Source organism: Candidatus Arsenophonus phytopathogenicus (assembly GCF_056113345.1).
This window is the reverse complement of sequence record NZ_JBUIOB010000017.1, coordinates 1,558,471-1,584,835: the sequence shown is the minus strand read 5'-3', so window position 1 is coordinate 1,584,835 and position 26,365 is coordinate 1,558,471. Positions and strand designations below refer to the sequence as shown.

The following is a 26,365-nucleotide window of genomic DNA, read 5'->3' as shown; positions in this document are numbered from 1 at the left end:
TAGAAACCTAACTTATTGATTTATAACAATGTAACTTTTTTATTCTGTTTTGTAACCCCCTGTAACCGTTTAAAGGTTACAAAAAAATAGGTTTTTAATTAAAGTGTTAAGTGCTTTTTTTGCGCATTGTAACTGTTGTAACCGTTTTCCGACGCATACCCCCTTTTTTTAGCGAAAAATAAGTTAATATTTCGTTAAAATGTTAAGTATCAAAAAGGCTTTTTCTTCTTGTTTTAGTGATTTTTATTCTTATTAAAAAATAAGTGCATGGATTTGCACAAAAATGCACAAAAATGCACAAATTTGCACAAGTTTTTGCCCACCTAAAATCACCGAAAAGGCCAGTACTGGCCTACGCTGAGGGGCGTTGTGCAGCTGCACAAAAAACGACAGGTTTAGCGGGCAGGCGCGGCGCGGCTACCACTGCGATTTTTCATGTTTTTTTGATACAATCAAAAAAACAAAGGAGATCTTAAGTGACTAAAAAATTCACACCTACTCCACACGATGCGCTATTCAAGCAGTTTTTAAGTGAGAAAGAGACGGCTAAAGATTTCTTCGATATCTGGTTACCGGATGAGATTAAGTCGCTGTGTGATTTAGATAGCCTGAAAGTGGAATCTAGCTCATTTATTGATAATGAGATGAAAAATTACCAGAGTGATATTCTCTATTCGGTCAATACCCAAGAGGGCCAAGGTTATCTCTATCTTTTGATAGAGCACCAATCGACACCCGATAAACTCATGGCATGGCGACTGATGCGCTATAGCATGGCGGCGATGCAAAAACATTTAGAGGCTGTACACAAAGAATTACCCCTTGTTTTTCCTATTCTGTTTTATTGTGGTGAGAAAAGTCCGCATCCCTACAGTACTGACTGGCTCGATTGTTTTAGTGGGCGGGATATTGCGGAAAAGATATATACCAAACCGTTTAAGCTGGTTGATGTGACAACGCTTGATGACAGTGAGATTATGCAGCATAAGCGAATGGCGCTATTGGAGTTTATCCAAAAACACATTCGTCGACGAGATATGACGGCGCTTGTTAATGAAATTGTCACGCTGTTGTCGTATAATTATTATACGGATAATCAAGTCATCACGCTGTTTAACTATCTCATCCAGGAAGGGAACGCAGAAAAACCGATGCAACTTATCACTAAGATCGCGAAACAGTCAGAAAAACACGAGGGGGCATTGATGAATATCGCGCAGGGTATACGGCAAGAAGGTCTACACCAAGGTCTACACCAAGGTCTACAGAAAGCACTTGAAGAAAAACACGAAATCGCCCGTCAGCTGCTAAAAAATGGGGCGGATAAAAAAATTATTCAACAATCAACGGGACTTTCTGAGGCGCAGTTAAACGCCCTGTGCAAGGATTAGATTTTATTTTTTATCCGATTCAAGGCGTAAGGGGTAAACTAAATCACCTCTTCGCCGAGCCATTCATTAAGCTGCTGCATTTTGTGTTGCAACGGATGCAGTTCGTTGCAGATAAACACATTGGCCGCTTTTTGTACATCCCCAAATCCCCCTACATTCTGTGGCATAATGCCCATTAATTGCGGGGGCACGCGGTAAGCGGCTAACATATCGTCGCGACTGACATTTTTGATATTTAAAAATTCATCTTTCGCGGCGGCTTCCGATAACGGAATGGTTTGTATGCCATCCTTTTTGCCGTTCGGGGCATATAAAAACAGATTGCGAAAATTCCCTAACCCTTTACTGCTTTTTAACTGTTCGCTGATGTTAATCGACGAAATTTTGCGCCGCATCACTGATATAGAGGATATAGCCGGCATGGGAGCCGTTCAGATAATACTTACGACGAAAGAGTGTTGCCGATTCATTGAGTAAAATGGCAGGGCGGCCAGATATTCGGGCAAGCCGTAGATTTCCTGATTGATATCCGGCTCAAGCAAATGAAAAATCTGCCCCGTCTGAAAAGTAAACGGCACGCTGTCAAAACCCGCGTGCAAAAGGTAATAAGTGGCTAAATCCTCACCGCGCCTTGTGAGTTTGGCCGGGATGGAGTTAAGCGAAATTGTTTTATTTAAGCCATTTTTTCGCCGTTCCAGATACGCATTGCCAAAAATCAGAAAATCCAGCGCAAAACGGTCAAAATCCTGACGACTTAACCATTTATGTAGCACAAAAGTACTGCTTAAAATATTGCGTTTGACATAAATGGCACTGCTATGATGGGCAGCAGCCCGAAAAATGCGTGACAAGCCTTCAAAACTCATCGGTGGCTCGTAGTAATTATCGATAGTCGCATCCAGCCCGATGTAGTCGACCTGATAACGGGTGGTGAGTTGTTGGATAGCGGCGGCCTGTGCGCGAAAGTCCAGCCCACGCCATTGAAAGTATTCCAGAATGCGAAATTTTCCACCGGGTGTGAGGGGGTGGCGCAATGACGACACAGCCTGCTCTGTCACCGTGCTGGGAGCCTTTGGCGGGGTCGTAGCCTATCCAGACGCTTTGTGACCCATAAGGCCGTGACATCAACGGACTGACATCCGCCCATACCTCCCAGCTCTCCACCTGACAGACCTGCATCAGTGAAAACAAAAACAGCGAGTCTATATCGTCAACAAATTCACACATTAACAGGTTTTGATATTCATCGGGACTATAGCGCTTTTTTAACCCTTCACGGTCAAACAGGTTACAACCGCCATTAATGGCATATCTTTACGCTGAAAAAAACGAACCATAAAACACCCAAAAAGTCGGTTTTGGGGTGTATAAAAAACCAAAATACAGTCACCAAGTTAAAACCAACACCAGAGTACTACCAATATGGCTGTCAATATAAACCGGATACCACCAGCACACACCACCAAAACTCATTACATTAGTTTTACAGGAACAAATAAGGCCTGGATGAAAACATGATAATCGAACTCCCTTTCCCTCCAAGTGTTAATACCTATTGGCAACATAATTCAAAACACACCTGCTTAAGTTATAAGGCCAAAGCATTCAAAGCAAAAACGATAAAAATTGTTGATGAACTTCGTGAAAAATCCGGTCATAAAAAATTTAATGGTGAGGTATCCGTATTAATGAAGCTTTATCTCCCAAACAAAATAAAACATGACGTGGATAATTATTCTAAAGGCGTGCTTGATTCGTTAACGGGGGCGAACGTTTGGCACGATGATAGCCAAATTCGCGTGATGACCATTGAGAAAATTGATAACAACGGCGGCGTGAAAGGCGGTAAGTGTATTGTCGTTATTAACGAATATTGCGAGTACGCATTATGAAAGAATTTCGTGACATTATTATGATTGCTACATTGGCTGCAATACCCATAAGTGGTTTTTTGTCTACCGCTTTTTTAATTTATCACAGCAAGCAGGGTTGGGGCTGGTTGTTATTTGTTGTTTTCATCATTTCCGCATCAATCCAAATTAGTATCAAAAATTAATTTATATTACCTTCAACGAACTTGAATTATTCAGCTAACTACTTTCCCAATTTTAAAGAGCATTGGAATAAATCAAAATCATTTCCGACTTAGAGGTCATATGCAGCATCTCAATCATCACCAGCATAAACTAAATTTAAATCCTCTATCTGTGGAGTCAAAAGTTAAAGGATTTTCACTGTATGTTGAGAATGAAGATAGCACCACTGCAATAACTTTACTTGAAAACTCCTTATTGAAACTGAAAAATCGAGAAGTCACATTTTAAGAAAACGGGATTATAATTGATGATGTGCAATTAAAGTATATATACCCCTACCGCCCTCATTATGCAATGAAGGGTCTGTATTGGGATGAAGAGGATTAATTATGAACTGCTTCACCTATCGTGATAGGTAAAGGGCGAATATATTCCCAACACCAATTGAAAGGATCTTATCCATGTTAAGAAATGCCGATTTATCTGACGATAACACCACAATCCCGTCTGTTTCTGTTTTTAACACCGTTTTCCCATCAGGTTTGACGGTTGAATTTTGTGATTCTTTAGTCATTATTAATGCTCCTGTTGTTGAAGTAACCGGCTCATTTATACAGATGAAACAGAACGACGACAACAGGCCGTAGTGCCTACTACGATAGGGAAGTAGAGTGCAAACTTTATGTAAAGTATCTGTAACCTTTTAATCCAACTCAAAAAGACTCGGTATCGTCTGGTTTTTTTTTCAGCAGCGCTTCACGCGCGCATATCAATACAATCCTGAGACTATTCACAAAAGCGACCTTGGAGAATGCCAGTAATTGGTGTGCTCAGGGGCTGGCTGTTCGTGTGAGCTGAGGTCTCTTTTTTGAAGGTAAACACCAATGAAAGCATTAACGTTTAAAAATCACTCCGTGGTGCCGTTTAATAACGGTGACGGAAAAATCTGGTTTACCAGTGAGAAATTGGCGGAACTGCTGAGCTATGCCGACAATAGGAAGATTACCAATCTCTATAACCGTCATAAAGATGAGTTCACTGCCTGTATGTCAACCTTGACAAAAGTTATTAAATATAATAAAACAATAATTTAAAACATCATCAGGTAAGAGTATTTTCACCACGAGGCGCTAACCTTATTAGCATGGTATCGCGTACCAAGGTAGCTAAAGACCTTCGTATCTGATTGTTGGATCTGGCTGAAAAAGAATCGGGGATTGAAGTTGGTTATCTCACTCAGCTCGCAGGTCAAAAGCTTCATGATGCAATATCGGCATTTGACAAAAAGTCATTCAAGCATCGTGGGCAAAAAGGCACCGGGCTACTTGCCCAACGCAAACGCGATATCAAAACGATCAAGGGAGCGACCAGATTAGCTCTGCAATTGACGCAAATAGCCATCCCTGATTTGGGTGACTTTCCAGATGCCGATAAGGATCCTAAAGCAGCATGAAGAACTATGTCCAATTCATTGAGAAAAATTTGGTGTCTGAATTGATGAAGCAGGGTTACGAGCAATCTGGAACCAGAATCAGTGCAAGTATCGCAGTGGAACATTATCGCCGGAATTCAGCGAGTACAAAGGGCAAGATTTTTGCAGATTGTTTACATGCTGCCAAAGTCTGGGCTGGAAAGTATCAGCCTCAAATCAAAAGATAACGAGGCGTCCCCCATGTGGATATTAATCCTGGCTATGTATGCCAGTCCTTACTCATCCAGTAACGTAGCCAGCCTTCATACACAGGAATTTGATACTGAAAATATGTGTCAATTCGCTGCTAAACAGTTCGAGCGTGAATTTAAGACTTTCAAGGATATCAACGCGAAAGCGATTTACGTACAGAAATAAGCTCATTTTACAAAGGTCCAACTATGAAACTTAACATCATCAAACTATTAATCACCACATTATTGTTTATCAGTGCCGCATTTGCTTTTTAGATGCTAGTTGGACATCTTGCACATGCCGCTACGGTAATCGACCCAAAAATTAAATTCAGGCATGGCGAATTAAGCGATCTTCGTTTAGGTGGACAAGAACTACTGGTTATTGGTGTGATGATAGTTCCTGTTATCTTAATTTATTTTGGTATATTCCTCGATTTTTTGAAAAAGTAGTTAAAAAGAAATTAGCCCACCCGATTTATTCCACCTAATCAACTTATGTGTTGCACGGTGAAGAATTATTTTGCCTTCCATGCCTACGGCATAAAAACCATAAAGATAAATGTGGATCAGATTTACTTTAGTACTGACAGTACTGACATTGGAGAAGAGAATGCAACAGAAAGGCGGTCTTACACACAATTTATTTCCAGAAATAGATAGGACTAAATTAAAAACATTTTCTATTGAGGTTGACAGTTACACGGTTGAATCAGCTCTGATAGCGCTAGAAAAAACAATTAATGAAATAAATCAAGGTAAAGCCAGTTTTAACGAAAGCAAACCGCAATTAACTTACAGATCTTCGTATTAAATCATCTTACACCGCCGTAATATTCACACATTAAATCATTAAAACGAATAAGACGGTTGGCTCCCTGTTTCACTAAAGGCAATGGAACCCTCAACAAGGAGGGTATATGCATATGTTTGAAAAACACTCAACCCTCAATGCTTATTTGTCCGGTATCCTAACGACTTTGATGGGTTTTAGCATTGACCAATGGGTTGCACTGATAGGGATAACCTGTACGGTTGCGACCTGCTTAGTGAACTGGTACTACAAATGGAAGGAACTCGAGTTAAAAGAGCGTCATTATGAAAATACCGAAAAAAATATGGATGGCGACGGGCGGTAGTGCGCTGTTTTTAGCCTCAACGATGATAACGTATTTTGAAGGATTGAGACTTAAGCCCTATTTCGATGGTGGCGGCATTCTTTCTTTTTGCTATGGGCATACAGGCAACGATATTGAGCACAACAAAACGTATAGCAAAGCCGAATGTGACCAGTGGCTTAATGACGATTTAAAAGCGGTTAAACGTTACGTTGACCCGTTAATTAAAGTTAATATCAACACCCTCACACAGGCCGCCCTTTACTCATTTGCCTACAACGTCGGTGTAGGTAATTTCGCTAAATCCACTCTACTCAAAAAGCTCAACGCTAATGACCGAACTGGAGCATGTGATGAGATGAAGCGATGGGTTTATGTGAAAGGCGAAGTCTGGAAAGGGCTAATGAAGCGTCGGGAAATAGAGAGCGTAATATGTTATGGCGACCTTACTCATTTGTCGTAATGATTATTGCAGGGTTAATCGTCTGGTCGTCCTGGTTATTGACATCATTAAACGAAGTCAGGGCATTAAATAAAAAACTCACCGTTGACCTCAATAAACAGGTGGCCATCACGACGAACGCTTTTCAGTCAATGAGGGTAATCAATGATATTGCACGAATTAATTAATAGTGAAACCCGTCAGCGTAAAGCCGTTGATTCTGAAGCAACACAAGCAGCAATTAAAACGCATGTCGCCAATCGGGATTGCGCCAATCGTATTATCCCTGATGGGGCTGTTGTCCAGTTGTAGCAGCACACGAACCGAATACGTTCAGGCGTCTAACATTCCGATACCCCCTCACCTACTCGCTGACTGCTTACCGCCAGCAATAACGGGCATTATGACAGGCAGTTACGTAGTCTACGTAGACAGATCCCTTTTGCTACGGCTCAGGCCATGACAAGCGTGGTGAGAAAAATAGAACAGGCGCAAAAGGTTGCATTGCAGAGACAGTTAGAAAATCCAACGCCATTTACCCTTAAATCGGTCGGTTTCAAAGGCGCACTTAAAGATGATGCGTGCAAGGGTTTTCGTTCGTGACATCGCAGCCAGTTATCTTGAACCCTTTGAAGTCGGTGGTGTTCATAAACTTAACAGTGCAGCACTACTCAACCCTAAAAACGTCAAGCTCAATAAATACAGTAACTTACCCCGTAATAAATTAAGTCAATTAAAAAGTAAAGATAATGTCTTTATTGGTGATATAAACGGAGTCAATGGCGTATGGCAACGCAAGAAAGCGAAAAAAGGCAAGAAAAATAAAAAACGACTAAAACATTCATCAAACGGAACACTTAAAGCACAACAAAAACAACCCATGCCTAAACTGTTAATTCGTTTTGGTGATGCCTTACCTGTTAAACCTGTACTCGGTTATCAGGATAGAGCACAGAAAATGGCTCAGGCGCTATTACCACAAGAAATCAGTCGTGCGTTTGATGAAGCGATACGTACGGCAAAATGATGTGCTCCGTCTGATATACAAATTGATTGAACTCAATAGCAATAATTTATAGTAGCTAGGGCGGAAAAACAGAGAATATAGCATTGTCAGATTAAGTTAAAATTAATGAAAATATTTAAATCAAATTCAGCCTGACAGTTGCTGTTTATTTATACAGCAACTGTCAGATAAAGTTTGAGCTAGTATAAACTTCACGCTTATGAGCAAAAAAGACTATCAATATATTGCATTAACTATATAGAATATATTAAATTTTCTAACCATAAATTTTAACCAGGTTTGATATCGCTTTTTTTGCTAACATATTTATTGTGGTTTTAGAGTCAAGGTTTACTGCGGCCAAATCTGTGTTTTCTAAATTTGTCTGCTTTAATTTCGCTCTATCAAGATTAGCTTCTGTTAAGTTAGCATCTTTCAACGAAGCTTTTTTTAAATTGCTTTCAGTTAAGTTTGCACCATTTAGATTAGCTTCTGTAAGATTGCCTTTTTTCAAAATGGCGCCTTCTAGATTTGCATTGCTTAAATTAGCCTCTCTTAACACCGCTTTCATTAAATTACTTTTACTTAAATTCGCATTCGCTAAGTTTGTTTTGGTCAAATTAGCTTCTTCTAAGACTGTGCCTTTTAGATTTGCGTTGCTTAAATTAGATTCGACTAATATAGTTTGTGCTAAATTGGTATAACTTAAATCTGCTGCGTGAAGATCAGCTTTTGCTAAATTTGCCTGCTGAAGATGTGCTCCAGATAGATTTGCCTTATGAAGATCCGTTTCTATTAAGATAGCTTGAGTTAGGTTTGCTTTTTCTAAGTTCGCATACCTTAGTTGTGCTTGGTTTAGGTTTGCTCTGCTCAGATTTGCTCCTTTCATTTTTGTCGAAAACAGACTTGCATTTGTTAAATCTGCTTCAGCCATCTCTGCAAGTGTTAAATCTGATGCATCAATAGTTGCGTTATTTAATTTTGTATGCTGTAAATTTGTGTCAGCCAAGATAGATATTCTTATATCTGCTTCCCTTAAATCTGCATCAATAAGCGTTGAGCCCATCAAATTAGTACCAAGCATTGTTACTTTATTTAACAAGGCTGAATTTAAATTTGCATTCTTTAATTGAGCCTGTTCTAGATTTGCTCCGTTTAGGTTGGTTTGGATTAGCCTGGCTTTATTGAGTATCGAATTCGCCATATTTGCGTTTTCCAGATTCGCTCCGCTTAAGTCGGCCTCGCTTAGATCTGAGAATGATAAATTTGCTCCTTCTAAGTTAATTCCCAATAGATTTTTGCCTGATAGATTTATGCCGGATAAATCTATTTTACCTTCGTTCATGTTAACGTTTAAATTAAGCCGTTTTTGTAATAACAATAAGGTAGCGACATTTTTAAACTCTTTCTCACTTATTTCTGAAGTAAAACGCTCTCCTTTTTGTCCTTCAACGCTAATAGTTACCCTATAAGGAGAAGAATCACAGGGGCTAATTGTTACTAGACAACCTTTAAAATTAAATTTCATTTTTTCAGGCAAGCGATAAGAGTCTGGATCAGCGCTATTTTCTTCAATAGAGTGAGTTACTGCTTGAATAAAATTATCGTATTGCTTAGATAATTCCCTTTCGATTCCCCCTGCGGTAAAAAAATTTATTATATATTCAAGCAGTCCTTTCGGTGATGTTATTAAGTTTTTATCTTCTACATTGTTAACATTCATTATATGATGAGCAAAACTTGAACAACGTTCTGCATTCAAATTTACGTATGCCATATTTTCTATTTTCCCAAAAGTGTAAAATTTAAAATAAACTTGATTTGCTTATTTTGGTTTATACCAAAATACTTAACTTAATAACTTATATGTAACTTATCTGTGTTAAATAATAATCAGGTCATCGCCTTAATTTTTATGGATTACTATAGAGATTTCAATGTTAATCAGTCTGTATCACATTTTTGCGCATAACCATGAAAAAGATCACATTTTAACATTTTTAATTAAATCCGTTTAAGAATAACCTATTGTTTATTAAAATGTTTATTTTGGGTCCTTCCTGTCAATTTCGTAAACCGTGGGCATTGCGCACCGCAGTATTTCACTAGCTAAACGTTTTTGAATTTGTGTCCCATTTAATGTGGGACATGTCCCATGTCGACAATGAATATTTCTGAGTACGCCCAACATACGGATGTTAACCGTAAAACTATCTCGCGATGGATTAAAAGCGGAAAATATATCGTGATGGTCAATGGTGAGATTGATGTTCAAAGCAGTGATAAAAATCTAAAACAGTATCGCGACAGTCATGATCTCCGTACCCAAAATGCAAAGAAAAAACCAGAAGCTCATCAAGCAGCGGTCAGTGATACTGATGATTTTCAGCAGCAGGCAGAATCGTTATATGCTTCATTAGTATCAAATGATGAACAAATCCGCAGTTTAGAAGAATCTCGTGCCATTAAAAAGCACTATTTAGCTGAATTGGTGAAACTGGAGTACAGTATCAAATCGGGTGAAGTGCTGCCTTGGCAAGACATGATAAATCAGGTTGGAAAAGAATACGCACGGATACGAACCCGTTTGATTGCGATTGCCCCTGAACATGGCCCCCGTTTGAGAGCGGTATCAAGTACGGTAAATGATTCTGAATTTGTCGCTGCTTTACGAGAGGTTATTTATGAGGTGATGGAGGAATTAAGCCTTGATGACCGTGAACAGGGAGGGTAATGCCAAGCACCTATTTACCAATGCGATGTTTCAAAAACGCACGATATTAAACCACCAGAAGCCTTATCGCTCAGTGAATGGGCAAATAAATATGCGGTGCTTTCCCGCGAGAACAGTGCGCAAACCGGTAAATTTCGTTCTTTTGCCTATCAGGATGGCATTATGGATGCAGTCACGGATCCGGATGTCACACAAGTCTCTGCCATGAAGCCCGCCCGGGTCAATTATACCAAAAACCTTGACCGATGAATTAAAAAAACCGTGAGTATTGATGAAATCAATAAGAAACTCGACAAAACAAGTGTCTTGCAGACGACGGGTAATGCTACCGATAAAGTGATAAGTCAAAAAGCCTGTGACGACAATTATGCCAAGAAAGATTCACAGGAAGTACTCAGAACAGGCAATATCGTTATCAAAAGCGGCAACGATTATTCCGCCCTGATGATAGAAAGAAAAGATGGTGTTGTGTGCGCGCTTCAAACTGCGCCCGACAGGGCTTATTTTGCCTATGGAAAAAGAATAATTACTATTCCATACAACAGAAATGGCACACTGGCATTAACCGCTGATGTGGACGCGATTAACAATTATCCCGTCGGCGCGCCCATTCCCTGGCCACACGCCACCGCACCGGAGGGCTATTTGGTATGGCAACGGTCAAACGTTCACTAAAGTCGACTATCCCCAGTTAGCTCAAGCCTACCCTTCTGGAAAATTACCGGCTTTGCACGGTGAATTTATTCGTGGTCTGGATTTAGAAGGACACGTTGACCCAAGTAGAACAGTATTAAGCAATCAAGGGGACGCTATACGCAATATCACCGGACGTATTGGCTATGTGCGCCGCGGACGGCGCCTTTAGCGTAGACAGTAATTACGACGCAAAAGTCGCTGGCGTCGAAAAAGATAATTGGGGTTCCGTCGCTTCTTTTGATGCTTCTCGTGTCGTACCCACCGCAACCGAAAACCGACCACGAAATATCGCATTTTTATACATAGTGAGGGCTGCATAGTGAAATACAGTACAGAAATACCCAAAGCGGAAATAGATGAAAACGGTTTCGCTAAAAACAGAGGCTGGATAAAAACCTATATGTCGAGGAATGAACCGCCGTATGAATATTTTGGCGCGACAATGGAATTATTATATAAAGGCGTTAGTGTCGGTCAATATTCCTATATTGATGCGCCAGAGATACCCAATAATGACGACATTGCCGTTGTCCGCAGTGATGACGGTAAACAGTGGAGATACGTGCCAGACCACCGCGGCAAGACGGTACACGATACCAATAATCGTGCTTCCTATACCGTTGATTACCTCGGCGAGATAAAAACCGGCTTCACTTTATTAGTGCCCTCAACACAATTCGATAAATGGGATGGCAAAAAATGGGTAACGGATAATCAGGCAATAAAAGCAGACCAAATCAACACCGCAAATCAAACAAAATTACAGTTAATCGACGAAGCGGAATCCAATATCACCATACTTGACCGTAAAGTACGCTTAGGGATGGCCACTAACAGTGAAAAAACCGCGCTACGGGCCTGGGAAATGTACAGCGTGAAACTGAATGATATTGATACCACCACCGCGCCAGATATTGACTGGCCGAAAAAACCGGAATAGACATAACAGCCCCATCCAAGGGGCATCATATTAGCAGCGTTTGAGGAAGTTGTTAACCTTAGTGAATTACTATCCCTACCAATACAAAAATGATCCGTTACTTTATTCGTATCCCATATAATGGGGTTTTAGCCAACCAGATCCGGCATGATTGACTGATCCAAGTTACTCATAATTTCAAGTGTGATATCACCGGCTCTGGATGGGTGATGGCGACCGCTAATAGGGGCTAGGTCAGGAAAATTTCCGGGACCATCTGTAACGTGAATGTCGGAGCCAACAAACTTAGCAATGTAAAACTAATGCATCAAGAGTAAAAATGGCCGTTTTAAGATACAGCTGATCATGACATTGGAGATCAAAGTAGAGATTCCTGTTTTACATCGTTAGGAATGTCTATACGTTCGATTGAGCTATGGCTTTTAAAAAAACCGGTTTTACTACGTTGCTACAGCGATTTTTAAGCAACAACCCTTATTAATGCATTCTTTTTTTCACATTAAGCAGATCAACATAATGGTCTGCTGAATTCAAAGATACAAAGATGCCAAGTTAAATAGATTGGTAGCGACAGACTAACTCTCCTTCATCGCATCACCACAAACCCCATTCCTATGATTCACCGACTGCTCACTGTTATGACCAATAGTGAAGCAGCTTAAAAAGAGGTTTATAAAAATGACAACCCGTTATATCGGACTTAAAGAAATGTGTCAATTAACCGGTAAGAGTCACACCCTACACTTTGGAGAATCTGGGCAAAAAAGAAAGACTTTCCTGCTCTACAAAAAAGTAGAAGCGGTATTTTCTTAGGCTGGCCTGAAAAAGATTATGAAGAATGGGTTGACTCTCAAAGAGATAACAACACCCGTTAAAGCACCTGCTATTTTTGATTTGAGGAGGGGAAGCCACATAACCCTTTGATTTTATTGGCGCGCCCTGTAGGACTCGAACCTACGACCTACGGCTTAGAAGATAGTAGGTATATTTTTAACTCATTGTAAATAAAGGCCTAATCTGCATTCAAAAATGGCAAAAGTGGCAAGTTGTGACACTCTAATGACACTATTATGGCACTCCAGTGACGTCACTAATCTGGCACTATGAGGAATAAGTAAGAATACAAGACGCTATTGCAATAATTTATAAAATCACGTTTTTTATCGTAAATTTACTTGGTGATTATATACATTATTTCAATGGTTAAATTTTGATGGTCACGATATACTGTACCGATGAAAAAATCCTCACTATCCCAACATGATGCACTATTCAAAAAGTTCCTTAGCGATATCGCTGTAGCTCGGGACTTTCTGGAAGTGCATTTGCCACCTCATCTTCGGGCGCATTGTAATTTCAGCACTCTTGCAATGGAATCTGGTAGCTTTATCGAAGATGACTTGCGTACCCAGTGTTCAGATATGCTCTACTCTGTGCAGACGAAAGCGGGGAAAGGCTATATCTACACAGTAGTCGAACACCAGAGCAGGCCAGAAAAGCTAATGGCATTGGCTCCTACGATACAGTGTGGCAGCCATGCAGCGACATTTGGAGCAAGGCAATGACACCTTGCCAGTAGTGATCCCATTGTTGTTCTATCACGGCACCAAGTCGCCCTACCCGTACAGCACCCAATGGTTCGATTGCTTTGCTGACCCTGAACTGGCAGAATCAGTCTATAGGCAAGCATTCCCGCTGGTTGATATTACCACGATGCCGGATGAGGAGATCCTGACGCACCGACGAGTCGCACTCCTGCAATTGGTACAAAAACACATCCGAACGCGCGATATGTTGGAACTTACCGCAGAATTAGCTAATCTAATAGAAAAATGGCAGTATTCCAAAGAACAATGCAAGAGTTTATTATATTATATTGCTAGAGCAAGAAATACGATTGACGGCAAGGGATTCATACGTACCCATGCGGAAAAAGCACCGACTTATCGGGAGGATTTTATGACTATTGCAGAACAACTTGAGGCTAAAGGCAAGCAAGAAGGCTACCAGCTAGGCCGACAGGATGGGGTTAACGAGGGCCTAGAAAAAGGGCGACAAGAAGCTACCCGACAACTAGCAAAACAACTTCTTGCTAACGGCGTAAATCGTTCTGTCATTAAAATATCTACCGGCCTAACTGATGATGAACTAGATAAACTATGAGGCAAGAATCTAGCTTGCCTCTAGCTTAGATGTAAAAACCTTTTAAAATACAATAAACTATTTGTATTGACCAGCTATTTTATCCTTTCAATAGCCCTTCACATTTCGAGTGAAATGCCATAATTAGCTAACCAACTATCAAGATAACGTTACATTTTATCTAATTACATACCGACGCTTAGTGCTTTTTCTTCCATTCTAAATAGAACTCGTACAGCATCATCCAATCTTCTGGTCGAATTGGGATGATTTTATTTTGGCTATCGTTCTTGCTCGACTTGTAACTTCTGATTGATCTAAACCACTATGTGTGAGAGCCGGCTCGATTTGGCCGGATTCTGGAGCAACATCACCAGTCATAAGCCACAAGGCATATTTTTTAAATCTTGAATGGCTAGTAATTTTCATCAAAGTAACCCCACCAGGCTCTATTATTCCAATTTCATATTTTTTTACTGTGCTGATTGAAATACCAGTGAGATTACAAAATTCCATTTGACTTAAATTTTCTGCCTTTCTAATGTTTTTTAATTTTTCACTTAATACACTTGACATAGGTCATTCCTATGAACTATCGTTAGTTCATTAAAATGAACTAAATAATCGATTTGATGATTTAGCTCTGCGTTTTATCCGTCAGCAAATGCTGCCAAATTCGATCAAGCTTCTGCAAATTGCAGCAAATGCACCCAGTGTTAAGCATAACAGATTTTGGGTTTAAAGCGGTTATAAGGGGTTTTAAGCGGTACTAAGCGTTTGAAACAGATGAAAGCGAGGTAATGAATGATTAACGACGACTACGAGATCAGATATCCGATAGATGTCATGCACGTTACAAAATTTGCAGAGTTAATCGGCAAAAGCCCTAGTGCTGTCCAGGAGATGATCGATAACAACAAGTTGCCGGTCATTCGATTGCAAGACCCAAATAAACCGAATTCTCGAGTGAGAGAACGATTGATATACATTCCAGAATTCAATAGGGGAGTAAGAGAAGCCTACTTTAACCGCCCTGCCGAAGAGCGGGACGCATGGAAGAAGTGGTTTGGACTGTAATTAAAAATTTCCCTCTACAGCAAGTTTCCGGCTGTGAAAGTTCCTTAACAATTTGGTATCAGCAAAAAAAGTCTGTGAAACGGATGGCAGGGAAGTTGCGCCTGTAATTTGCTGATAGCTTCGTAGGTGGTTTATGCGAAGCGGAGTTGAGCCTACTTTCGTAGGGACTTTCCAGCCGGAGTATGCCGATACAGGTGTACACAAACCCCAAATAACCAATAGGTGGATTTGTAGTAAGTACGTTTCGTGCTTAGCATAAATCTTCTTATGGAGGAGATATTCATCAATGAATGCTCGCCAACGTTGTCGTGAGAGGCGTCAAATGCGCTATCGTGACCAGTCTCGAATACGAACAATAAGATTAAGTTTACTAAAAAAACGCTCAACCGAAGAAATTATTAATAATATATGGCCTGAACCCGCCGAACATCACACACAAGAACACGATGTCGTAAACCTTCTTGCGTCATTTAAAAATCAAGTAAACAGATATCCTACAGACAGTATTAACAACCGCTGTCTAGTAAAAACTTACCTCTATACGGTCAAGAACCGCTATCGCCGAAGAAGGAAACAGTATGGACATTCAAACTGAAAATGAAATTCTCCGGGCACTGAAAAAATTAACGATTGAAGAAGCGGAATTCTGTCAACCGGGCGGACAGTATTTATATGAAAGTTTAACCAACGCTTATCTTGCTCAAAAACTCTCCGATACAGATAAAGGCGATGAATACGACGCATGGTTACTCGCGCTGGAAACTACCGACGGATTCGATGAAGTCTTGTACGATGTTACCCAGAAAGTCGAACAAATCATGTATCTGATGCGATGCCGTGATGCTTACTACGAGGTGCCCGCTTAATGAATTGGCATGACGTAGAGCAGAATACCGCAGCGTGGAATGAACTAAGAACAGGAAAGGTTACTGCATCTCAATTTCATTGTTTTATGGCCAACCAGGGGAAAGCTTTTGGTGAACCGGCAAAGCGATATGCACTTCAAATTGCACTCGAGATTATCAAGGGCAAAAAGTCAGAATTCAGCTTCACTAATGAGCACATGCAGCGCGGTCATGAACAAGAGCCAATGGCTAGAATGCTCTATGAGATTGAGAGGAATGTTGATGTCACCCATGGTGGATTCTTCGACCTCGGTGATTATGGCGATAGCCCAGACGGATTAGTTGGAAATGACGGCATTATTGAAATTAAGTCCGTTACCGCACCCGTGCATTATGCCACTTTGCAACGTGAATCTTTTGACCCAGCCTACAAATGGCAGCTTATAGGCCACCTTGATTGTACAGGACGTGATTGGGTCGATTTTGTCAGCTATTGCAGTGACTTTCCAGAAGACAAACAGCTCATTATTTATCGTCTAGCGAGAAAAGACTGTCAAGACGAGATAAATCAACTTCGTCTGAGACGACAGGATTTTCTCAATTTAATAGAGGATACAATCGATGTCATTATCAAATAACGTGATTGATTTGGAGAAAGCATTTCATGCAAAAATCAGAGAAATACAGCGTGATTTGAATGTGCCAAAAAGCGAATGGAACAGCTTTGCAAAGTATAAGTACAGAACCTGTGAAGGCATTCTTGAAGCCGTTAAACCGCTACTCTTAAAGTGTCAATTGGACATCAAAATAGATGATGAAATTACCTATATTGGCAATCGCCATTATGTCAAGTCAACGGCAACATTAACAGATGGACAATTTACGTTTTCGGCAACGTCTTCTGCTCGTGAACCGGAACAGAAGAAAGGATTTGATGAGTCACAGTTAACGGGCGCAACCATTTCATACGCCAGAAAAGATGCGTTAAACGGCCTGTTTGCTATTGATGACGCTAAAGATGCGGATACGAACGAATATTCACAACAAAAACAGAGCATACCCATTAACACAAGATCAGATAAAATTTTGAAAAAATTCACTGATGGAGCGATGCAGGCTAATTCTTATGAAGATTTGAAAACGTCGTTCAGATATGCCTTTAAGAATTTGTCTGGTGAACATCAGAAGAAAGCAAAACAAGTTTATGACCTGCGTAAATCAGAACTGGAACCGAAAAAATGAGCATAAACACCGTGATATTTTCCGGCAATCTTGGCGGTGACTGTACGACACGCAGCACCACAAGCGGCAAGTTGATTGCCACATTCTCTTTACCTGTCAAGCAAGGATACGGCGAGCATGAGAAAATCTCTTGGGTGCAGTGTCGGACGTTTGGTACCAAAGCTGAAAAGTTGCCCATTTATCTGACACGAGGAACTAAAGTTACCGTTATCGGACAATTTTTGCTCGAAAGTTGGACTGGTAAAGATAGCACGGAAAAAACAACCGCTGTTGTTCTGGTTAACGAGATTGATTTTTCCAGCAAGCAAGAAAGAAAGTAAAACCCAACAAAATCAACCGCTAGCAAGTCAATCTGGAAATGTAACGTCAGGCCCATTTTATGACACTGACATCCCTTTTTAATGGTTAATTTAGTGAACAAGTTTTAAAATGGCTGTCAGCGCACCGATTGCGAGAATTAACATACCACCAAATCTGACTGTTAATTGTAAACCCAGTTTGTCAAAGCGATTTTCCATATCCTTGCGAACATCGGCAATCTGAGCTTCAACTTTCTCAAAACGATGCTCCATGTCTTTACGGACATTAGCAATTTCTGCGGATAAATCTTTACGTACGTCTTCAAGATCGCGCTTGGTAGCAAGGTCTGCTACTTCATGTGATTTACGGACAACAAGGGATATCGCCTTAGCCTGATCTTTCGGTAAACCAGCGTTTTCTAAGGTTTCGACAAATTCTTGTGTATCAAATGCAATTTGGCCCATAGCTGTATCTCCTTTTGGTCAAGTGTAACCGTTTAGTGCCAATTTGCAAAATTTTGCTAGTCATCCAAGCATTTTGACAACATCTAGTAGATGAATAAATCAATATGAACTAAATGGTATCTAACATGAATTTAATCATTAGTAAACTTCAAATGATTTCGTTAGAAATTGCTGAACTCGTTGGAAGTCGCCATGACAAAGTTAAACAATCAATAGAACGCCTTGCAAACCGTGGCACTATTCAACTTCCCCCAATGAGGAAAGTTGAGAATAAACAATCAAATAGCCCAAATCGTTTCACTGAAGTTTATGTATTTCAGGGAGAACAAGGGAAACGAGACAGTATCATTGTGGTTGCTCAACTCTGCCCTGAATTTACAGCAAGATTAGTCGATAGATGGCAACAGCTAGAGCAAGAGAAATTACTCGGATTTAATCCCAATGATGAAATTGCTGTATTGGAAAACTTATTACAAGAAAAGAAATACAACAAAGAACTCACTCATAAAATAGAAGAAATGAAACCGGATGTAGCCGCCTTAGAGCGAATCGCCAGATCCTATGGTGCTATGTGCGTGACTGATGCCGCTAAACAATTACAACTACGCCCTAAAGACCTATTTGATTTCCTGAGTGAAAATAAATGGATTTACAGACGATTAGGCAGTCCATGGATTGGTTATCAGGACAAAATTCAACAGGGATTGATTGAGCACAAAGTAACAACGATTACGCACACTAATGGCATTAATGAAACAAAAACACAGGTTCGTATCACGCCTAAAGGGATTGCTAAATTGGCGAAACTGTTAAGTCTGGAAATAGCAGCCTAATTAAACGTCATGATGAACCGATTTGCCGCATAAACCCATATAAGCATTGACGCAAGGACGCAACATGAGCTATATTGTACCGAGGACCTTAACAAAACGGGTGCCGGGTTTAGCATCCCAAGTAATCAAGCGGACATACGCCGCTATAAGCGGTTTTTTTACGTCCGTCATAACCAGCGTTGCGCCCCTATAATGGTGAGACGTAGCGGGGGAGCCGAAAGGCTCGCCGGGTTTCTTGATTGCCGGTATGCTAACCCTGTTACGTCTCGCCACCCCCGTTTAGCATCGGGATGCGAGGTTTGAAAAACCTAATCAAGAGGCAACCGCTATGGTTACTATCCCAAACCAAACTCACCCTAAATTTACAGATACTTATTGGATTATTCCTTTAGATTCTGATGTTCCCTACGGTAAGGTCTCGTTTACACACCGAGACTTTCGCACCTTCAACTCCATGTTCAAAGACAGCCGTCTTATCTGGGCTGGCCGTAAACCTGTGCATGCAAGCATGGAGGGAAATTAATATGAAAATTATTGATACCTCCGGCGCTCAGCAGGAAAAAATAAAGCTGGAAATTAGCCACGAAAGTCATAGCAGATTAATTAGAGCAAGAGAAGTTGCCGCTAACATTTACCAGTACTTTAATACGGGTGAATGTTACAGCAAACCGAATCCCTGGCTTCCTGAAATACTCGACTATCTCTGCGCGGATATGGATTGTATTTTGCAAGAAATTGATAAGTACAGTTGAACGACAACTTATCTAACTATCTATTTTTATTAAAATAATTAAAGGATTGTCGTTATGACTAACGTTACTTATGCTGATTTTGAAGCTCAGAAAGAAGAAAATAAAATTAATGTGTTTGAATTAGAAGAAGGCTACACCAGAATTTCAAATAATATCCTTGAAGCAATATTAACAGCAGGTTTAACACAGCATCAACTTTTAATAGTGATGGCTGTTCTTAGAAAAACTTATGGGTACAACAAAAAAATAGATTGGGTGAGTAATTGGCAATTATCGGAATCGACTGGACTATTGCCACATAAATGCTCCGCCGCTAAAAGCGCATTACTGAAAAGAAAAATTCTTATCTCATCAGGACGGTTTGTCGGAATCAATCAATGTATACAGGAGTGGCAAGATAAAACAAACGCAGATAATGAGGTCTCGCCCGAATTTGATAACAAAAAAGACGACAACACACGTCAGATGAAATCATCCCAATTCGGGGATAGTCACTTACCTGAATCAGGTAACAACATAGAACCTTACCCAAATGAGGTAAATTTACCTCAATCAGGTAAAAAAAGTTTACCCGAATCAGGTAAACACAAAAGACAAACTACAAAAGAAAATAAAATAATAAATAACTATATATCCCCTATAGTCCCCTTAACGAAAAAATCTGAACTGGATTTGTCGAGGTTTGAGCAGCTACCCAGCGAATCCGTTTGGGCGGATTATCTTCAACACCGAAAAAACAAAAAAGCGCCCCTGACACAAACCGCCCTGAACCGACTGGCAACCGCAGTCAACGAAGCCAACGCGCTAGGATATCCCACCGATACCGTACTGGCTGAATGCATGTTGCGAAACTGGCAAGGTTTTAACGCTGCCTGGCTGGAAAATAAAAAATCTTCAACCAGTCGTCGTGATGAGCTTGAGGCCGCCTGGAACGATACGAGTTGGGCAAATGGACTGGAGGGTGTTTTATGCAATGCGTTTCAACACTAACCGCTAAAATTCGTCGTCAGCCATCGTTTACTCAACCGACTGAAAACACGATTAATCCCCAGTTCATCAAACTGTTTAACCGATTTTTTGAGAGTCTGAAAGTGATTTTTCCGGCCAGTATTTCAGTGCTAAAAACATCAGCAGAAATCGAAATATTCAAGCAACAATGGATTACCGCATTCGCTGAAAACAACATCAACTCTGACCATTACGTCAACGCAGGGTTGCGTATTGCCAGACAACAAAAATCGCCGTTTTTACCGTCCGTTGGGCAATTTATCGACTGGTGTCAGCAAGGTTTGGCAGAGGAATCCGGACTGCCCACGCCTCAGCAATTGAGCGAAAAGTTACAGGCCTACTGCCGCCAACGAGGGCACGATGATATCCATGAATTTGACTATGGCTCGAATGCCAATTATTGGCTGGTTCATGAACTCTATCGAGCGATGATAACTGAATCATTAAACGCAAGACAGGTTGAGGACAAAGCAAGACTGTTGATTGATGGCTTAACCAAAAAATTGCGTAACGGCTATGTGATACCCAAACCACAGTTATCACTACCGCAAAAGACTTGCATGAATCCAACGAGGCAATCTGTAGCCCTGGAAAGAATCAGCGCCATCAAGAAAAAGTTAGGTTTGGGTCACCGTCATTCAGCAAAAATGCAAAAAACGGGCTGAGATGTTTGGCCTACACCACTAGGAGAGTAAAATGTCACACGAATATCTAGTTCCTTTTGCAGGCTGGATTAAGAGAGAATGCGAGAGCGAAAATTTTGCTCAAGTATGTCTGGCCATGAAGCTATCAGGATTCCTCGGTGGATTTGTAATAGCCCGCAAATCTCTGACAGAGCCTCTGCGCTCAATTGCTGAGAAAGTGGAGAAAGTCTCTCGAAAACCTGAATTATGGAACCAGCTAGTTCAAGGGCTTTCGGCATCGTGCAACTGGCTGCATTATGAAGCTGTGTTCGTGTCTCCAATTCTGAGGGACACAATAATCCTTGAGCTAAGTAAGCAGTTCGAAAATGGAGAATTTCAGTTGGAAGGGCATCTATCAGAAGATGAGATTCTTGAACTTGCGAAATCAGATAATCTATTTCGGTTTTATAATCAGGTTTTTCATCAAACCCAAGATTCTTAACTATCTTCCAGACATCGATGTGTAGCACTAAATTCTTAAGCATCGATACGGTTTGGATCAAATAATCGCTGGCGGGAAGATGCGAATCTATCAAAAAAACCGGCCATCCCTCAATCAATAGAACCAGATGAGCCAGTTCGTGACATAGCGTAGCCTGGCTCGTCTCTGATTCGGGAATGTGGAGTAAAGTCCACCCCTTGCCGGAGTTGAACTGCATGGAGCATCTTGCTAAAACCCGCTGTTCCTGCGGCATAATTCCCAGTGAAACCGGTCCCAAAATTACCTCTATCTCATCGAGCAAAAAAAGCAGTTTCTTGTCGGTAATAAGCTTTCTCATGGCCTTCATCCATATTTATCGCGATTTATAGGTAGCAGTATTCCATAAATAAACCTGTTGCTAAATAGAGAAGTCCATTAGCCTATACAAAATATCGGCTAATATGCTTAAAAAAATAAATACGGTATATTTTTTTATCTACAGTTGTTTTTTTAATGCAAAATATGCTGTTTTTTTTATGTTTAATATCTGTCATTTTTCATAACTCATGATTGATATCACTATTTAGCAACAGATACTGTCTTGGGCATCATGATACGAGTACTATATTTACATCGAAGGGTATTCCCGATTTTAAGACACCTAAAACGCCCGTAGTGGCGTTTTCTTCGTCTCAGATAAAAATAATACGGTATATCCAACAATAGCTTAAAAAGGTTAACAGAAGGTTTTAGTACTATAGCTAAAATACTTAAAAAATCACTATCATTACATTGCTAAAAAGTGGTTAAATAAATGAAAATTTAATCATGGGTTTAAGTATGAGTGATAATAATTTAAAGAAAACAGATAAAACAGTTACCGTAGGGGATCTTAAGAAGATAATTGAAGAAGCGGGTGGCGGAGAGTGTCCTATATGTAAAGGTAATTCGTTTGATTTTATAATTGATGGAAATCGAGAGCTGGAAGGGCAATTTTTAATGCCATTTGTTACTAAAGAACGATATTTTTCTGAAGATACAATGAATCTTGGTGTGTATTTCAGAATGGTATGTAATAATTGCACTTATGACATGAGGTTTAATGCATTAACAATAATAAATAAATTGAATAATAAAAATGGCTAATAATATTGTAACTGAAAGTTTTCACAAGAAAATGAGATCGAAATCAGTTGTTAGAGTTGATTTTAAAAATAGCAAAAATCAATCAATTATCAGTACAATGACGAGGTTGAAGATATGTCAGGCAGAATTAGATGCACTCCTAAAAGCTAATAAAGCTGAAGTTGCAGCAGTTGCTGCTAGTATGCGAGAAGATTTGTCAAAATGGCGCGGAGAGCAAAACATACAAATAGCTAACCTAAATAGTGCGTTATCAGGATTAATATCAAAAATCGATTCTAAGTTTGAAGTGATTGATACAAAAATCAACTCGACTAACACTAATTTAAACGCAAAATTTGATGGAATTGAAAAGTCATTAAATGCAAAAATAGATGCAGTAAGTATATCGGTAAATGGCAAGGTGGACGGGATAAATACGGCAATTGCAGGTGTTCAATCAGGGATTAGCACAAAGCTGGTTATTTTTAGTGTCGTGTTAGCTATAATGTTAAGTATCGCTGGGTGGATAATATCATATCCATCAGCACAACACCAGTTTCAACAACCGATGCAGAAAGTAGTTGTACCACCAAAATTTCAAGAGCCTAATTCTAAATAACCTGAGTTGTGGGTAAGAAATCTAAATTTCCTCATTATATATTCAAATATTTAATTTAAAATAATTACATAACGTAGTGCTTAATCTTGGCAGAGAAAATAGCTTACTTTTTAACCTCTGATAACTAAAAATTTTTCTTGTTTATCATTTCATTGATTTTAAAATATTTTATCGATAAGTGAGCTATTTTTATTTTCTCATAACTATCAATTATCCTGAACTCAGGTTAAATAATTAATTCTCAGTGGATCTCATGCTCATGTGACACTCCCCCGCAATTCAACTCTTCACTTTCAATTAAAACTTATGATACATTCAAAAAAAAGCTAGTTTCAACATGAAGCCATTAACACACAACAAGCCAATAGGCTGGTTAAGCAATACACGGAGAAAGGCTATCATGTTGAGAAAACACTTAACAGCGATCCTGAATTATGGGATGTCGCCGTTAAACTGGTAGAATGCCAAAATCATCACCCTACTCCACGCTGCATGATTAACAAAGTCTGGAACTCTCCATTATACAAAAATCCTACTGTGGTTTAAAAATTATGCTAATCAGTCATACACCGAAACCATTCAAAGACAGGTGGCGTAACCCTATTGAGGTATTTAAAACACTTGATGCCGAATTTGGTTTTAAGCTGGACGCTGCAGCCGATGAAAGTAACACACTATGCAAAGCGTTTTTAACTGAACAACAAGACGCATTGAAATGCGACTGGAATAGTGACGGTGCTATCTTCTGCAATCCTCCGTATGGCAAGATTATGCCTTGGGTGAATAAAGCGGCTGAACAGTGCCGAAAGCAGAACCAGACTATTGTGATGTTACTCCCTTCCGATACGTCTACGGCCTGGTTTTATGAAGGTCTTAATACGGCTGATGAAATCCGCTTTATTACCGAGGGTAGACTGTCATTTGTTTCAGCTGAAACAGGTGAGCAAGGCGCATCAGGAAACAGCAAGGGCAGCGTGTTATTTATCTGGCGACCTTTAGAAAGAGAGGTGTGCAGGATAACACATATACGCAAAAAAGAATTATTGGCGCTCACAACAAGTTGTTCAACATGATTAAATACATCAATATTTTTATCCGATTATTATTCCTCATCGTTGTTCTTCCAATCATTTTATACCTTGGTACCATTCGATATTTAAATGAAAATATTGATATTTGGGAAAGTAAAGCTGAGGACATAATTTCATCAATTCAAAAGTTTTTAGATAAATATTTCCCTGTAAGGTCTGAATAAAAAATGACTATCGAAATGAAATTAAAACAGGTACAGGAGGAATAACCATTAATTTAAACTATCCGATTTACCAGCGAATAGACGGTGACCAATATCCTCATATTTATGCTGTAGGTGACCTTCATGGCTGCCATGATTTACTCATCGATAAAATGCAAAAAGTTTCTTTTAATAAAGAAAAAGGCTTGATTATATCTGTGGGTGATTTGATAGATAGAGGTGTTCAGAGCGTTGAATGTCTTGATTTGCTAAATGAAAAATGGTTTAAAGCTGTTCGTGGTAATCATGAAGAGATAGCTATTAGTGCATTAAAAACAGGCGATGTTAACAACTGGATATATAACGGCGGCCAGTGGTTTTTTATGCTTGATTATGAAAAAGAGATATTAGCTAAAGCATGTTTAAAATTAGCTGAAAAATTACCTCTCATTATCGAATTAAATGTTAATAACAAAAAAATAATTATTGCTCATGCTGACTATCCTGATGATGAATATGAATTTGGAAAGGATATTAATGAAATCGATGTTGGCTGGAGTAGAGAAAGAGTTAGTCAAAAGGAAAGTAGAGAGATTAAAGGCGCTGATCTGTTTATTTTTGGTCACACTCCAATGATTAAAGGCGTGTGTCATAGAAGCAACCAGTTATATATAGATACAGGAGCTGTATTTGGTCAAGGGCTGACATTGAAGAAAATAAAATAATTTACGCTATTGCTCTCTGTAGGGGTACAAGAGAAATTACTCCTGCCTGGTGGCTAAATAATCGGCAAATTTCACTTATTATTAAAGAGGTCATCATGCAGAAGAAAGAACCTGAAATCATTGCCAACGACAATACAATGGAAGAAATTTACCAATGGATGGAGGCTAGTCTTAAAGCACGTAACATGTTAGATACGCTTAAAAATAGTGTGGCATATCCGTATAAAGTTGGCCCAAAAACAGGTGAAGAAGTTCATGAGCAAAAAAACAAGTTGTCGAAGTACGATACGGTTCCACAGCATGTTTTCAACTCTGAAAAATATCCGATCTCATGGATTATTCAGCTAGGTAAAAATGAAGTCGCATTTAGGCGGGTTACAAACGGGAGAATAGATGAAGACTACGCCCCCGTTAATTATGTAAAAGCCAATGTATATGCAGCAGCTATTTTGAATGGTCTTCAACCACCAAGATATCTTCGGTTGTCCGATAAACCGATTGGTTGAATTCAATCTGAATCAGGTTTTCACCGCGTCTTTTTATACGACAGAAATCAAGACCACCGAAATAAACACGGGTTTCAGGAGGATGCCCTTCAAGTTGGCGAAGCAGATCGCCTAGCTCAATAGTATGGCCTTGTACTATATCTTTAAATGACATTTTTATACTTTCCTGGTTGTTGTTTGGAACGCCAAGGATACCACTAAGCCTGACGTGGTAAAAAGACAGGCGCAATAAATTTAAATGCAGTTAAGCAGTACCACTCTTTAACACCATTACGCTGAAAAAGCGAACCATAAAACACCCAAACAGTCGGTTTTGGGGTGTGTAAAACAACCAAAATACAGTCACCAAGTTAAAACCAAC

Annotated in this window: 38 protein-coding genes and 4 pseudogenes; 34 read left to right on the top strand and 8 right to left on the bottom strand. The window is 39.8% G+C overall.

Annotated elements, in window-relative coordinates; all coding sequences use genetic code 11:
- Positions 1-476: 476 nt before the first annotated feature.
- Positions 477-1,391 carry an Rpn family recombination-promoting nuclease/putative transposase gene (locus tag AC01GB_RS12020; RefSeq protein ID WP_474451991.1) on the top strand — a complete coding sequence of 305 codons (915 nt, stop codon included), beginning with the start codon at positions 477-479 and terminating at the stop codon, positions 1,389-1,391.
- Between the two features lie 38 nt (positions 1,392-1,429).
- Here AC01GB_RS12020 and AC01GB_RS12015 read toward each other — a convergent pair.
- Both AC01GB_RS12015 and AC01GB_RS12010 read right to left on the bottom strand, forming a co-directional pair.
- Positions 1,430-2,386 (bottom strand): annotated as a pseudogene (locus AC01GB_RS12015) (phage portal protein).
- Positions 2,274-2,678 (bottom strand): hypothetical protein, encoded by a 405-nt coding sequence (locus AC01GB_RS12010; RefSeq protein WP_474452396.1) that lies wholly within the window; start codon positions 2,676-2,678, stop codon positions 2,274-2,276. The pseudogene AC01GB_RS12015 and the gene AC01GB_RS12010 overlap by 113 nt, the downstream one beginning before the upstream one ends.
- Before the next feature lie 227 nt (positions 2,679-2,905).
- Between AC01GB_RS12010 and AC01GB_RS12005 the strand changes: the two genes are divergently transcribed.
- Positions 2,906-3,283, top strand: a complete 378-nt coding sequence (locus AC01GB_RS12005; protein WP_474451990.1) for a RusA family crossover junction endodeoxyribonuclease — start codon at positions 2,906-2,908, stop codon at positions 3,281-3,283.
- 547 nt (positions 3,284-3,830) lie between these two features.
- Here the strand turns inward: AC01GB_RS12005 and AC01GB_RS12000 are convergent.
- On the bottom strand, positions 3,831-4,001 hold the full coding sequence (locus AC01GB_RS12000) for a hypothetical protein (protein ID WP_474451989.1): 171 nt from the start codon (positions 3,999-4,001) through the stop codon (positions 3,831-3,833).
- A 310-nt stretch (positions 4,002-4,311) separates the two neighbouring features.
- Here AC01GB_RS12000 and AC01GB_RS11995 point away from each other — a divergent pair, with 310 nt between their 5' ends.
- The 10 genes and pseudogenes from AC01GB_RS11995 to AC01GB_RS11950 all read left to right on the top strand — a co-directional run bounded on the left by AC01GB_RS11995 (position 4,312) and on the right by AC01GB_RS11950 (position 7,679).
- Positions 4,312-4,521, top strand: coding sequence for a hypothetical protein (locus AC01GB_RS11995; protein ID WP_474451988.1), 210 nt, complete (start codon positions 4,312-4,314; stop codon positions 4,519-4,521).
- A gap of 95 nt (positions 4,522-4,616) precedes the next feature.
- Positions 4,617-4,880, top strand: a complete 264-nt coding sequence (locus AC01GB_RS11990; RefSeq protein WP_474451987.1) for a hypothetical protein — start codon at positions 4,617-4,619, stop codon at positions 4,878-4,880.
- Positions 4,877-5,086, top strand: a complete 210-nt coding sequence (locus tag AC01GB_RS11985) for a hypothetical protein (protein ID WP_474451986.1) — start codon at positions 4,877-4,879, stop codon at positions 5,084-5,086. The genes AC01GB_RS11990 and AC01GB_RS11985 overlap by 4 nt, the downstream gene beginning before the upstream one ends.
- 13 nt (positions 5,087-5,099) lie before the next feature.
- The gene (locus tag AC01GB_RS11980) at positions 5,100-5,276 is read left to right on the top strand and encodes a hypothetical protein (protein WP_474451985.1); all 177 of its coding nucleotides are present in this window, start codon (positions 5,100-5,102) and stop codon (positions 5,274-5,276) included.
- Between the two features lie 92 nt (positions 5,277-5,368).
- A complete protein-coding gene (locus tag AC01GB_RS11975) occupies positions 5,369-5,545 on the top strand; it encodes a hypothetical protein (protein ID WP_474451984.1) in 177 nt (58 codons plus the stop codon).
- Positions 5,546-5,705: 160 nt separating this feature from the next.
- Positions 5,706-5,906 carry a hypothetical protein gene (locus tag AC01GB_RS11970; RefSeq protein ID WP_474451983.1) on the top strand — a complete coding sequence of 67 codons (201 nt, stop codon included), beginning with the start codon at positions 5,706-5,708 and terminating at the stop codon, positions 5,904-5,906.
- Positions 5,907-6,012: 106 nt separating this feature from the next.
- Complete coding sequence (locus AC01GB_RS11965; protein ID WP_474451982.1) at positions 6,013-6,231, top strand: phage holin family protein; 219 nt, start codon at positions 6,013-6,015, stop codon at positions 6,229-6,231.
- Complete coding sequence (locus AC01GB_RS11960; RefSeq protein WP_474451981.1) at positions 6,191-6,673, top strand: lysozyme; 483 nt, start codon at positions 6,191-6,193, stop codon at positions 6,671-6,673. Before AC01GB_RS11965 ends, AC01GB_RS11960 begins: the two co-directional genes overlap by 41 nt.
- Before the next feature lie 144 nt (positions 6,674-6,817).
- Positions 6,818-6,964, top strand: a complete 147-nt coding sequence (locus AC01GB_RS11955) for a hypothetical protein (protein WP_474451980.1) — start codon at positions 6,818-6,820, stop codon at positions 6,962-6,964.
- A gap of 147 nt (positions 6,965-7,111) precedes the next feature.
- Positions 7,112-7,679 (top strand): annotated as a pseudogene (locus AC01GB_RS11950) (hypothetical protein).
- Positions 7,680-7,935: 256 nt separating this feature from the next.
- On the opposite strand, the gene AC01GB_RS11945 reads toward AC01GB_RS11950, so the two are convergent.
- On the bottom strand, positions 7,936-9,435 hold the full coding sequence (locus AC01GB_RS11945) for a pentapeptide repeat-containing protein (RefSeq protein ID WP_474451979.1): 1,500 nt from the start codon (positions 9,433-9,435) through the stop codon (positions 7,936-7,938).
- Between the two features lie 378 nt (positions 9,436-9,813).
- On the opposite strand from AC01GB_RS11945, the gene AC01GB_RS11940 reads away from it, so the two are divergent.
- The 7 genes and pseudogenes from AC01GB_RS11940 to AC01GB_RS11910 all read left to right on the top strand — a co-directional run bounded on the left by AC01GB_RS11940 (position 9,814) and on the right by AC01GB_RS11910 (position 14,191).
- Entirely contained in the window at positions 9,814-10,392 is a 579-nt protein-coding gene (locus tag AC01GB_RS11940) for an RNA polymerase subunit sigma-70 (protein WP_474451978.1), read from the top strand.
- Between the two features lie 96 nt (positions 10,393-10,488).
- Positions 10,489-10,641 (top strand): hypothetical protein, encoded by a 153-nt coding sequence (locus AC01GB_RS11935; RefSeq protein WP_474451977.1) that lies wholly within the window; start codon positions 10,489-10,491, stop codon positions 10,639-10,641.
- A gap of 339 nt (positions 10,642-10,980) precedes the next feature.
- Positions 10,981-11,257 (top strand): annotated as a pseudogene (locus AC01GB_RS11930) (phage tail protein); the annotation flags it as partial.
- A complete protein-coding gene (locus AC01GB_RS11925) occupies positions 11,232-11,408 on the top strand; it encodes a hypothetical protein (protein ID WP_474451976.1) in 177 nt (58 codons plus the stop codon). The pseudogene AC01GB_RS11930 and the gene AC01GB_RS11925, both read left to right, overlap by 26 nt.
- Positions 11,408-12,028: a tail fiber assembly protein gene (locus tag AC01GB_RS11920; protein ID WP_474451975.1), complete on the top strand. Its 621-nt coding sequence runs from the start codon at positions 11,408-11,410 to the stop codon at positions 12,026-12,028. Before AC01GB_RS11925 ends, AC01GB_RS11920 begins: the two co-directional genes overlap by 1 nt.
- Positions 12,029-12,706: 678 nt before the next feature.
- Positions 12,707-12,841: a hypothetical protein gene (locus tag AC01GB_RS11915; RefSeq protein WP_474451974.1), complete on the top strand. Its 135-nt coding sequence runs from the start codon at positions 12,707-12,709 to the stop codon at positions 12,839-12,841.
- 422 nt (positions 12,842-13,263) lie between these two features.
- Positions 13,264-14,191 (top strand): annotated as a pseudogene (locus AC01GB_RS11910) (Rpn family recombination-promoting nuclease/putative transposase).
- A 219-nt stretch (positions 14,192-14,410) separates the two neighbouring features.
- On the opposite strand, the gene AC01GB_RS11905 reads toward AC01GB_RS11910, so the two are convergent.
- Entirely contained in the window at positions 14,411-14,746 is a 336-nt protein-coding gene (locus AC01GB_RS11905) for a helix-turn-helix domain-containing protein (RefSeq protein WP_474451973.1), read from the bottom strand.
- 228 nt (positions 14,747-14,974) lie between these two features.
- Here AC01GB_RS11905 and AC01GB_RS11900 point away from each other — a divergent pair, with 228 nt between their 5' ends.
- The 6 genes from AC01GB_RS11900 (at position 14,975) to AC01GB_RS11875 (ending at position 17,654) form a co-directional block, all read left to right on the top strand.
- Entirely contained in the window at positions 14,975-15,247 is a 273-nt protein-coding gene (locus AC01GB_RS11900; protein WP_474451972.1) for a Cox family DNA-binding protein, read from the top strand.
- Positions 15,223-15,354 (top strand): hypothetical protein, encoded by a 132-nt coding sequence (locus AC01GB_RS11895; protein WP_474452422.1) that lies wholly within the window; start codon positions 15,223-15,225, stop codon positions 15,352-15,354. The genes AC01GB_RS11900 and AC01GB_RS11895 overlap by 25 nt, the downstream gene beginning before the upstream one ends.
- A 471-nt stretch (positions 15,355-15,825) precedes the next feature.
- A complete protein-coding gene (locus tag AC01GB_RS11890; RefSeq protein WP_474451971.1) occupies positions 15,826-16,113 on the top strand; it encodes a hypothetical protein in 288 nt (95 codons plus the stop codon).
- A complete protein-coding gene (locus AC01GB_RS11885; protein ID WP_474451970.1) occupies positions 16,113-16,730 on the top strand; it encodes a YqaJ viral recombinase family protein in 618 nt (205 codons plus the stop codon). Before AC01GB_RS11890 ends, AC01GB_RS11885 begins: the two co-directional genes overlap by 1 nt.
- Before the next feature lie 10 nt (positions 16,731-16,740).
- Entirely contained in the window at positions 16,741-17,334 is a 594-nt protein-coding gene (locus AC01GB_RS11880; RefSeq protein ID WP_474452395.1) for an ERF family protein, read from the top strand.
- The gene (locus AC01GB_RS11875; RefSeq protein ID WP_474451969.1) at positions 17,331-17,654 is read left to right on the top strand and encodes a single-stranded DNA-binding protein; all 324 of its coding nucleotides are present in this window, start codon (positions 17,331-17,333) and stop codon (positions 17,652-17,654) included. Before AC01GB_RS11880 ends, AC01GB_RS11875 begins: the two co-directional genes overlap by 4 nt.
- A gap of 90 nt (positions 17,655-17,744) precedes the next feature.
- Here the strand turns inward: AC01GB_RS11875 and AC01GB_RS11870 are convergent, their stop codons facing one another.
- A complete protein-coding gene (locus AC01GB_RS11870; RefSeq protein WP_474451968.1) occupies positions 17,745-18,098 on the bottom strand; it encodes a CCDC90 family protein in 354 nt (117 codons plus the stop codon).
- A 125-nt stretch (positions 18,099-18,223) separates the two neighbouring features.
- Here AC01GB_RS11870 and AC01GB_RS11865 point away from each other — a divergent pair, with 125 nt between their 5' ends.
- From AC01GB_RS11865 to AC01GB_RS11850, 4 genes are all read left to right on the top strand, one after another.
- A complete protein-coding gene (locus AC01GB_RS11865; RefSeq protein WP_474451967.1) occupies positions 18,224-18,931 on the top strand; it encodes a phage antirepressor KilAC domain-containing protein in 708 nt (235 codons plus the stop codon).
- Between the two features lie 524 nt (positions 18,932-19,455).
- On the top strand, positions 19,456-19,683 hold the full coding sequence (locus AC01GB_RS11860) for a hypothetical protein (protein WP_474451966.1): 228 nt from the start codon (positions 19,456-19,458) through the stop codon (positions 19,681-19,683).
- A 54-nt stretch (positions 19,684-19,737) separates the two neighbouring features.
- Positions 19,738-20,673, top strand: coding sequence for a replication protein (locus AC01GB_RS11855; RefSeq protein WP_474451965.1), 936 nt, complete (start codon positions 19,738-19,740; stop codon positions 20,671-20,673).
- The gene (locus tag AC01GB_RS11850) at positions 20,652-21,356 is read left to right on the top strand and encodes a replication protein P (RefSeq protein WP_474451964.1); all 705 of its coding nucleotides are present in this window, start codon (positions 20,652-20,654) and stop codon (positions 21,354-21,356) included. The genes AC01GB_RS11855 and AC01GB_RS11850 overlap by 22 nt, the downstream gene beginning before the upstream one ends.
- Before the next feature lie 68 nt (positions 21,357-21,424).
- Here AC01GB_RS11850 and AC01GB_RS11845 read toward each other — a convergent pair whose 3' ends face one another.
- Positions 21,425-22,153, bottom strand: a complete 729-nt coding sequence (locus tag AC01GB_RS11845) for a hypothetical protein (RefSeq protein WP_474451963.1) — start codon at positions 22,151-22,153, stop codon at positions 21,425-21,427.
- A 482-nt stretch (positions 22,154-22,635) separates the two neighbouring features.
- Here AC01GB_RS11845 and AC01GB_RS11840 point away from each other — a divergent pair, with 482 nt between their 5' ends.
- From AC01GB_RS11840 to AC01GB_RS11820, 5 genes are all read left to right on the top strand, one after another.
- Positions 22,636-22,941, top strand: a complete 306-nt coding sequence (locus AC01GB_RS11840; RefSeq protein WP_474451962.1) for a hypothetical protein — start codon at positions 22,636-22,638, stop codon at positions 22,939-22,941.
- A complete protein-coding gene (locus tag AC01GB_RS11835; RefSeq protein ID WP_474451961.1) occupies positions 22,934-23,539 on the top strand; it encodes a hypothetical protein in 606 nt (201 codons plus the stop codon). Before AC01GB_RS11840 ends, AC01GB_RS11835 begins: the two co-directional genes overlap by 8 nt.
- Positions 23,540-24,090: 551 nt before the next feature.
- On the top strand, positions 24,091-24,612 hold the full coding sequence (locus AC01GB_RS11830; protein ID WP_474451960.1) for a phage N-6-adenine-methyltransferase: 522 nt from the start codon (positions 24,091-24,093) through the stop codon (positions 24,610-24,612).
- 247 nt (positions 24,613-24,859) lie between these two features.
- Complete coding sequence (locus tag AC01GB_RS11825; protein ID WP_474452394.1) at positions 24,860-25,498, top strand: metallophosphoesterase; 639 nt, start codon at positions 24,860-24,862, stop codon at positions 25,496-25,498.
- 95 nt (positions 25,499-25,593) lie between these two features.
- Positions 25,594-26,004 (top strand): hypothetical protein, encoded by a 411-nt coding sequence (locus tag AC01GB_RS11820; RefSeq protein ID WP_474451959.1) that lies wholly within the window; start codon positions 25,594-25,596, stop codon positions 26,002-26,004.
- A gap of 197 nt (positions 26,005-26,201) precedes the next feature.
- On the opposite strand, the gene AC01GB_RS11815 is transcribed toward AC01GB_RS11820, so the two are convergent.
- A complete protein-coding gene (locus AC01GB_RS11815) occupies positions 26,202-26,339 on the bottom strand; it encodes a hypothetical protein (protein ID WP_474451958.1) in 138 nt (45 codons plus the stop codon).
- Between the last annotated feature and the right edge of the window lie 26 nt (positions 26,340-26,365).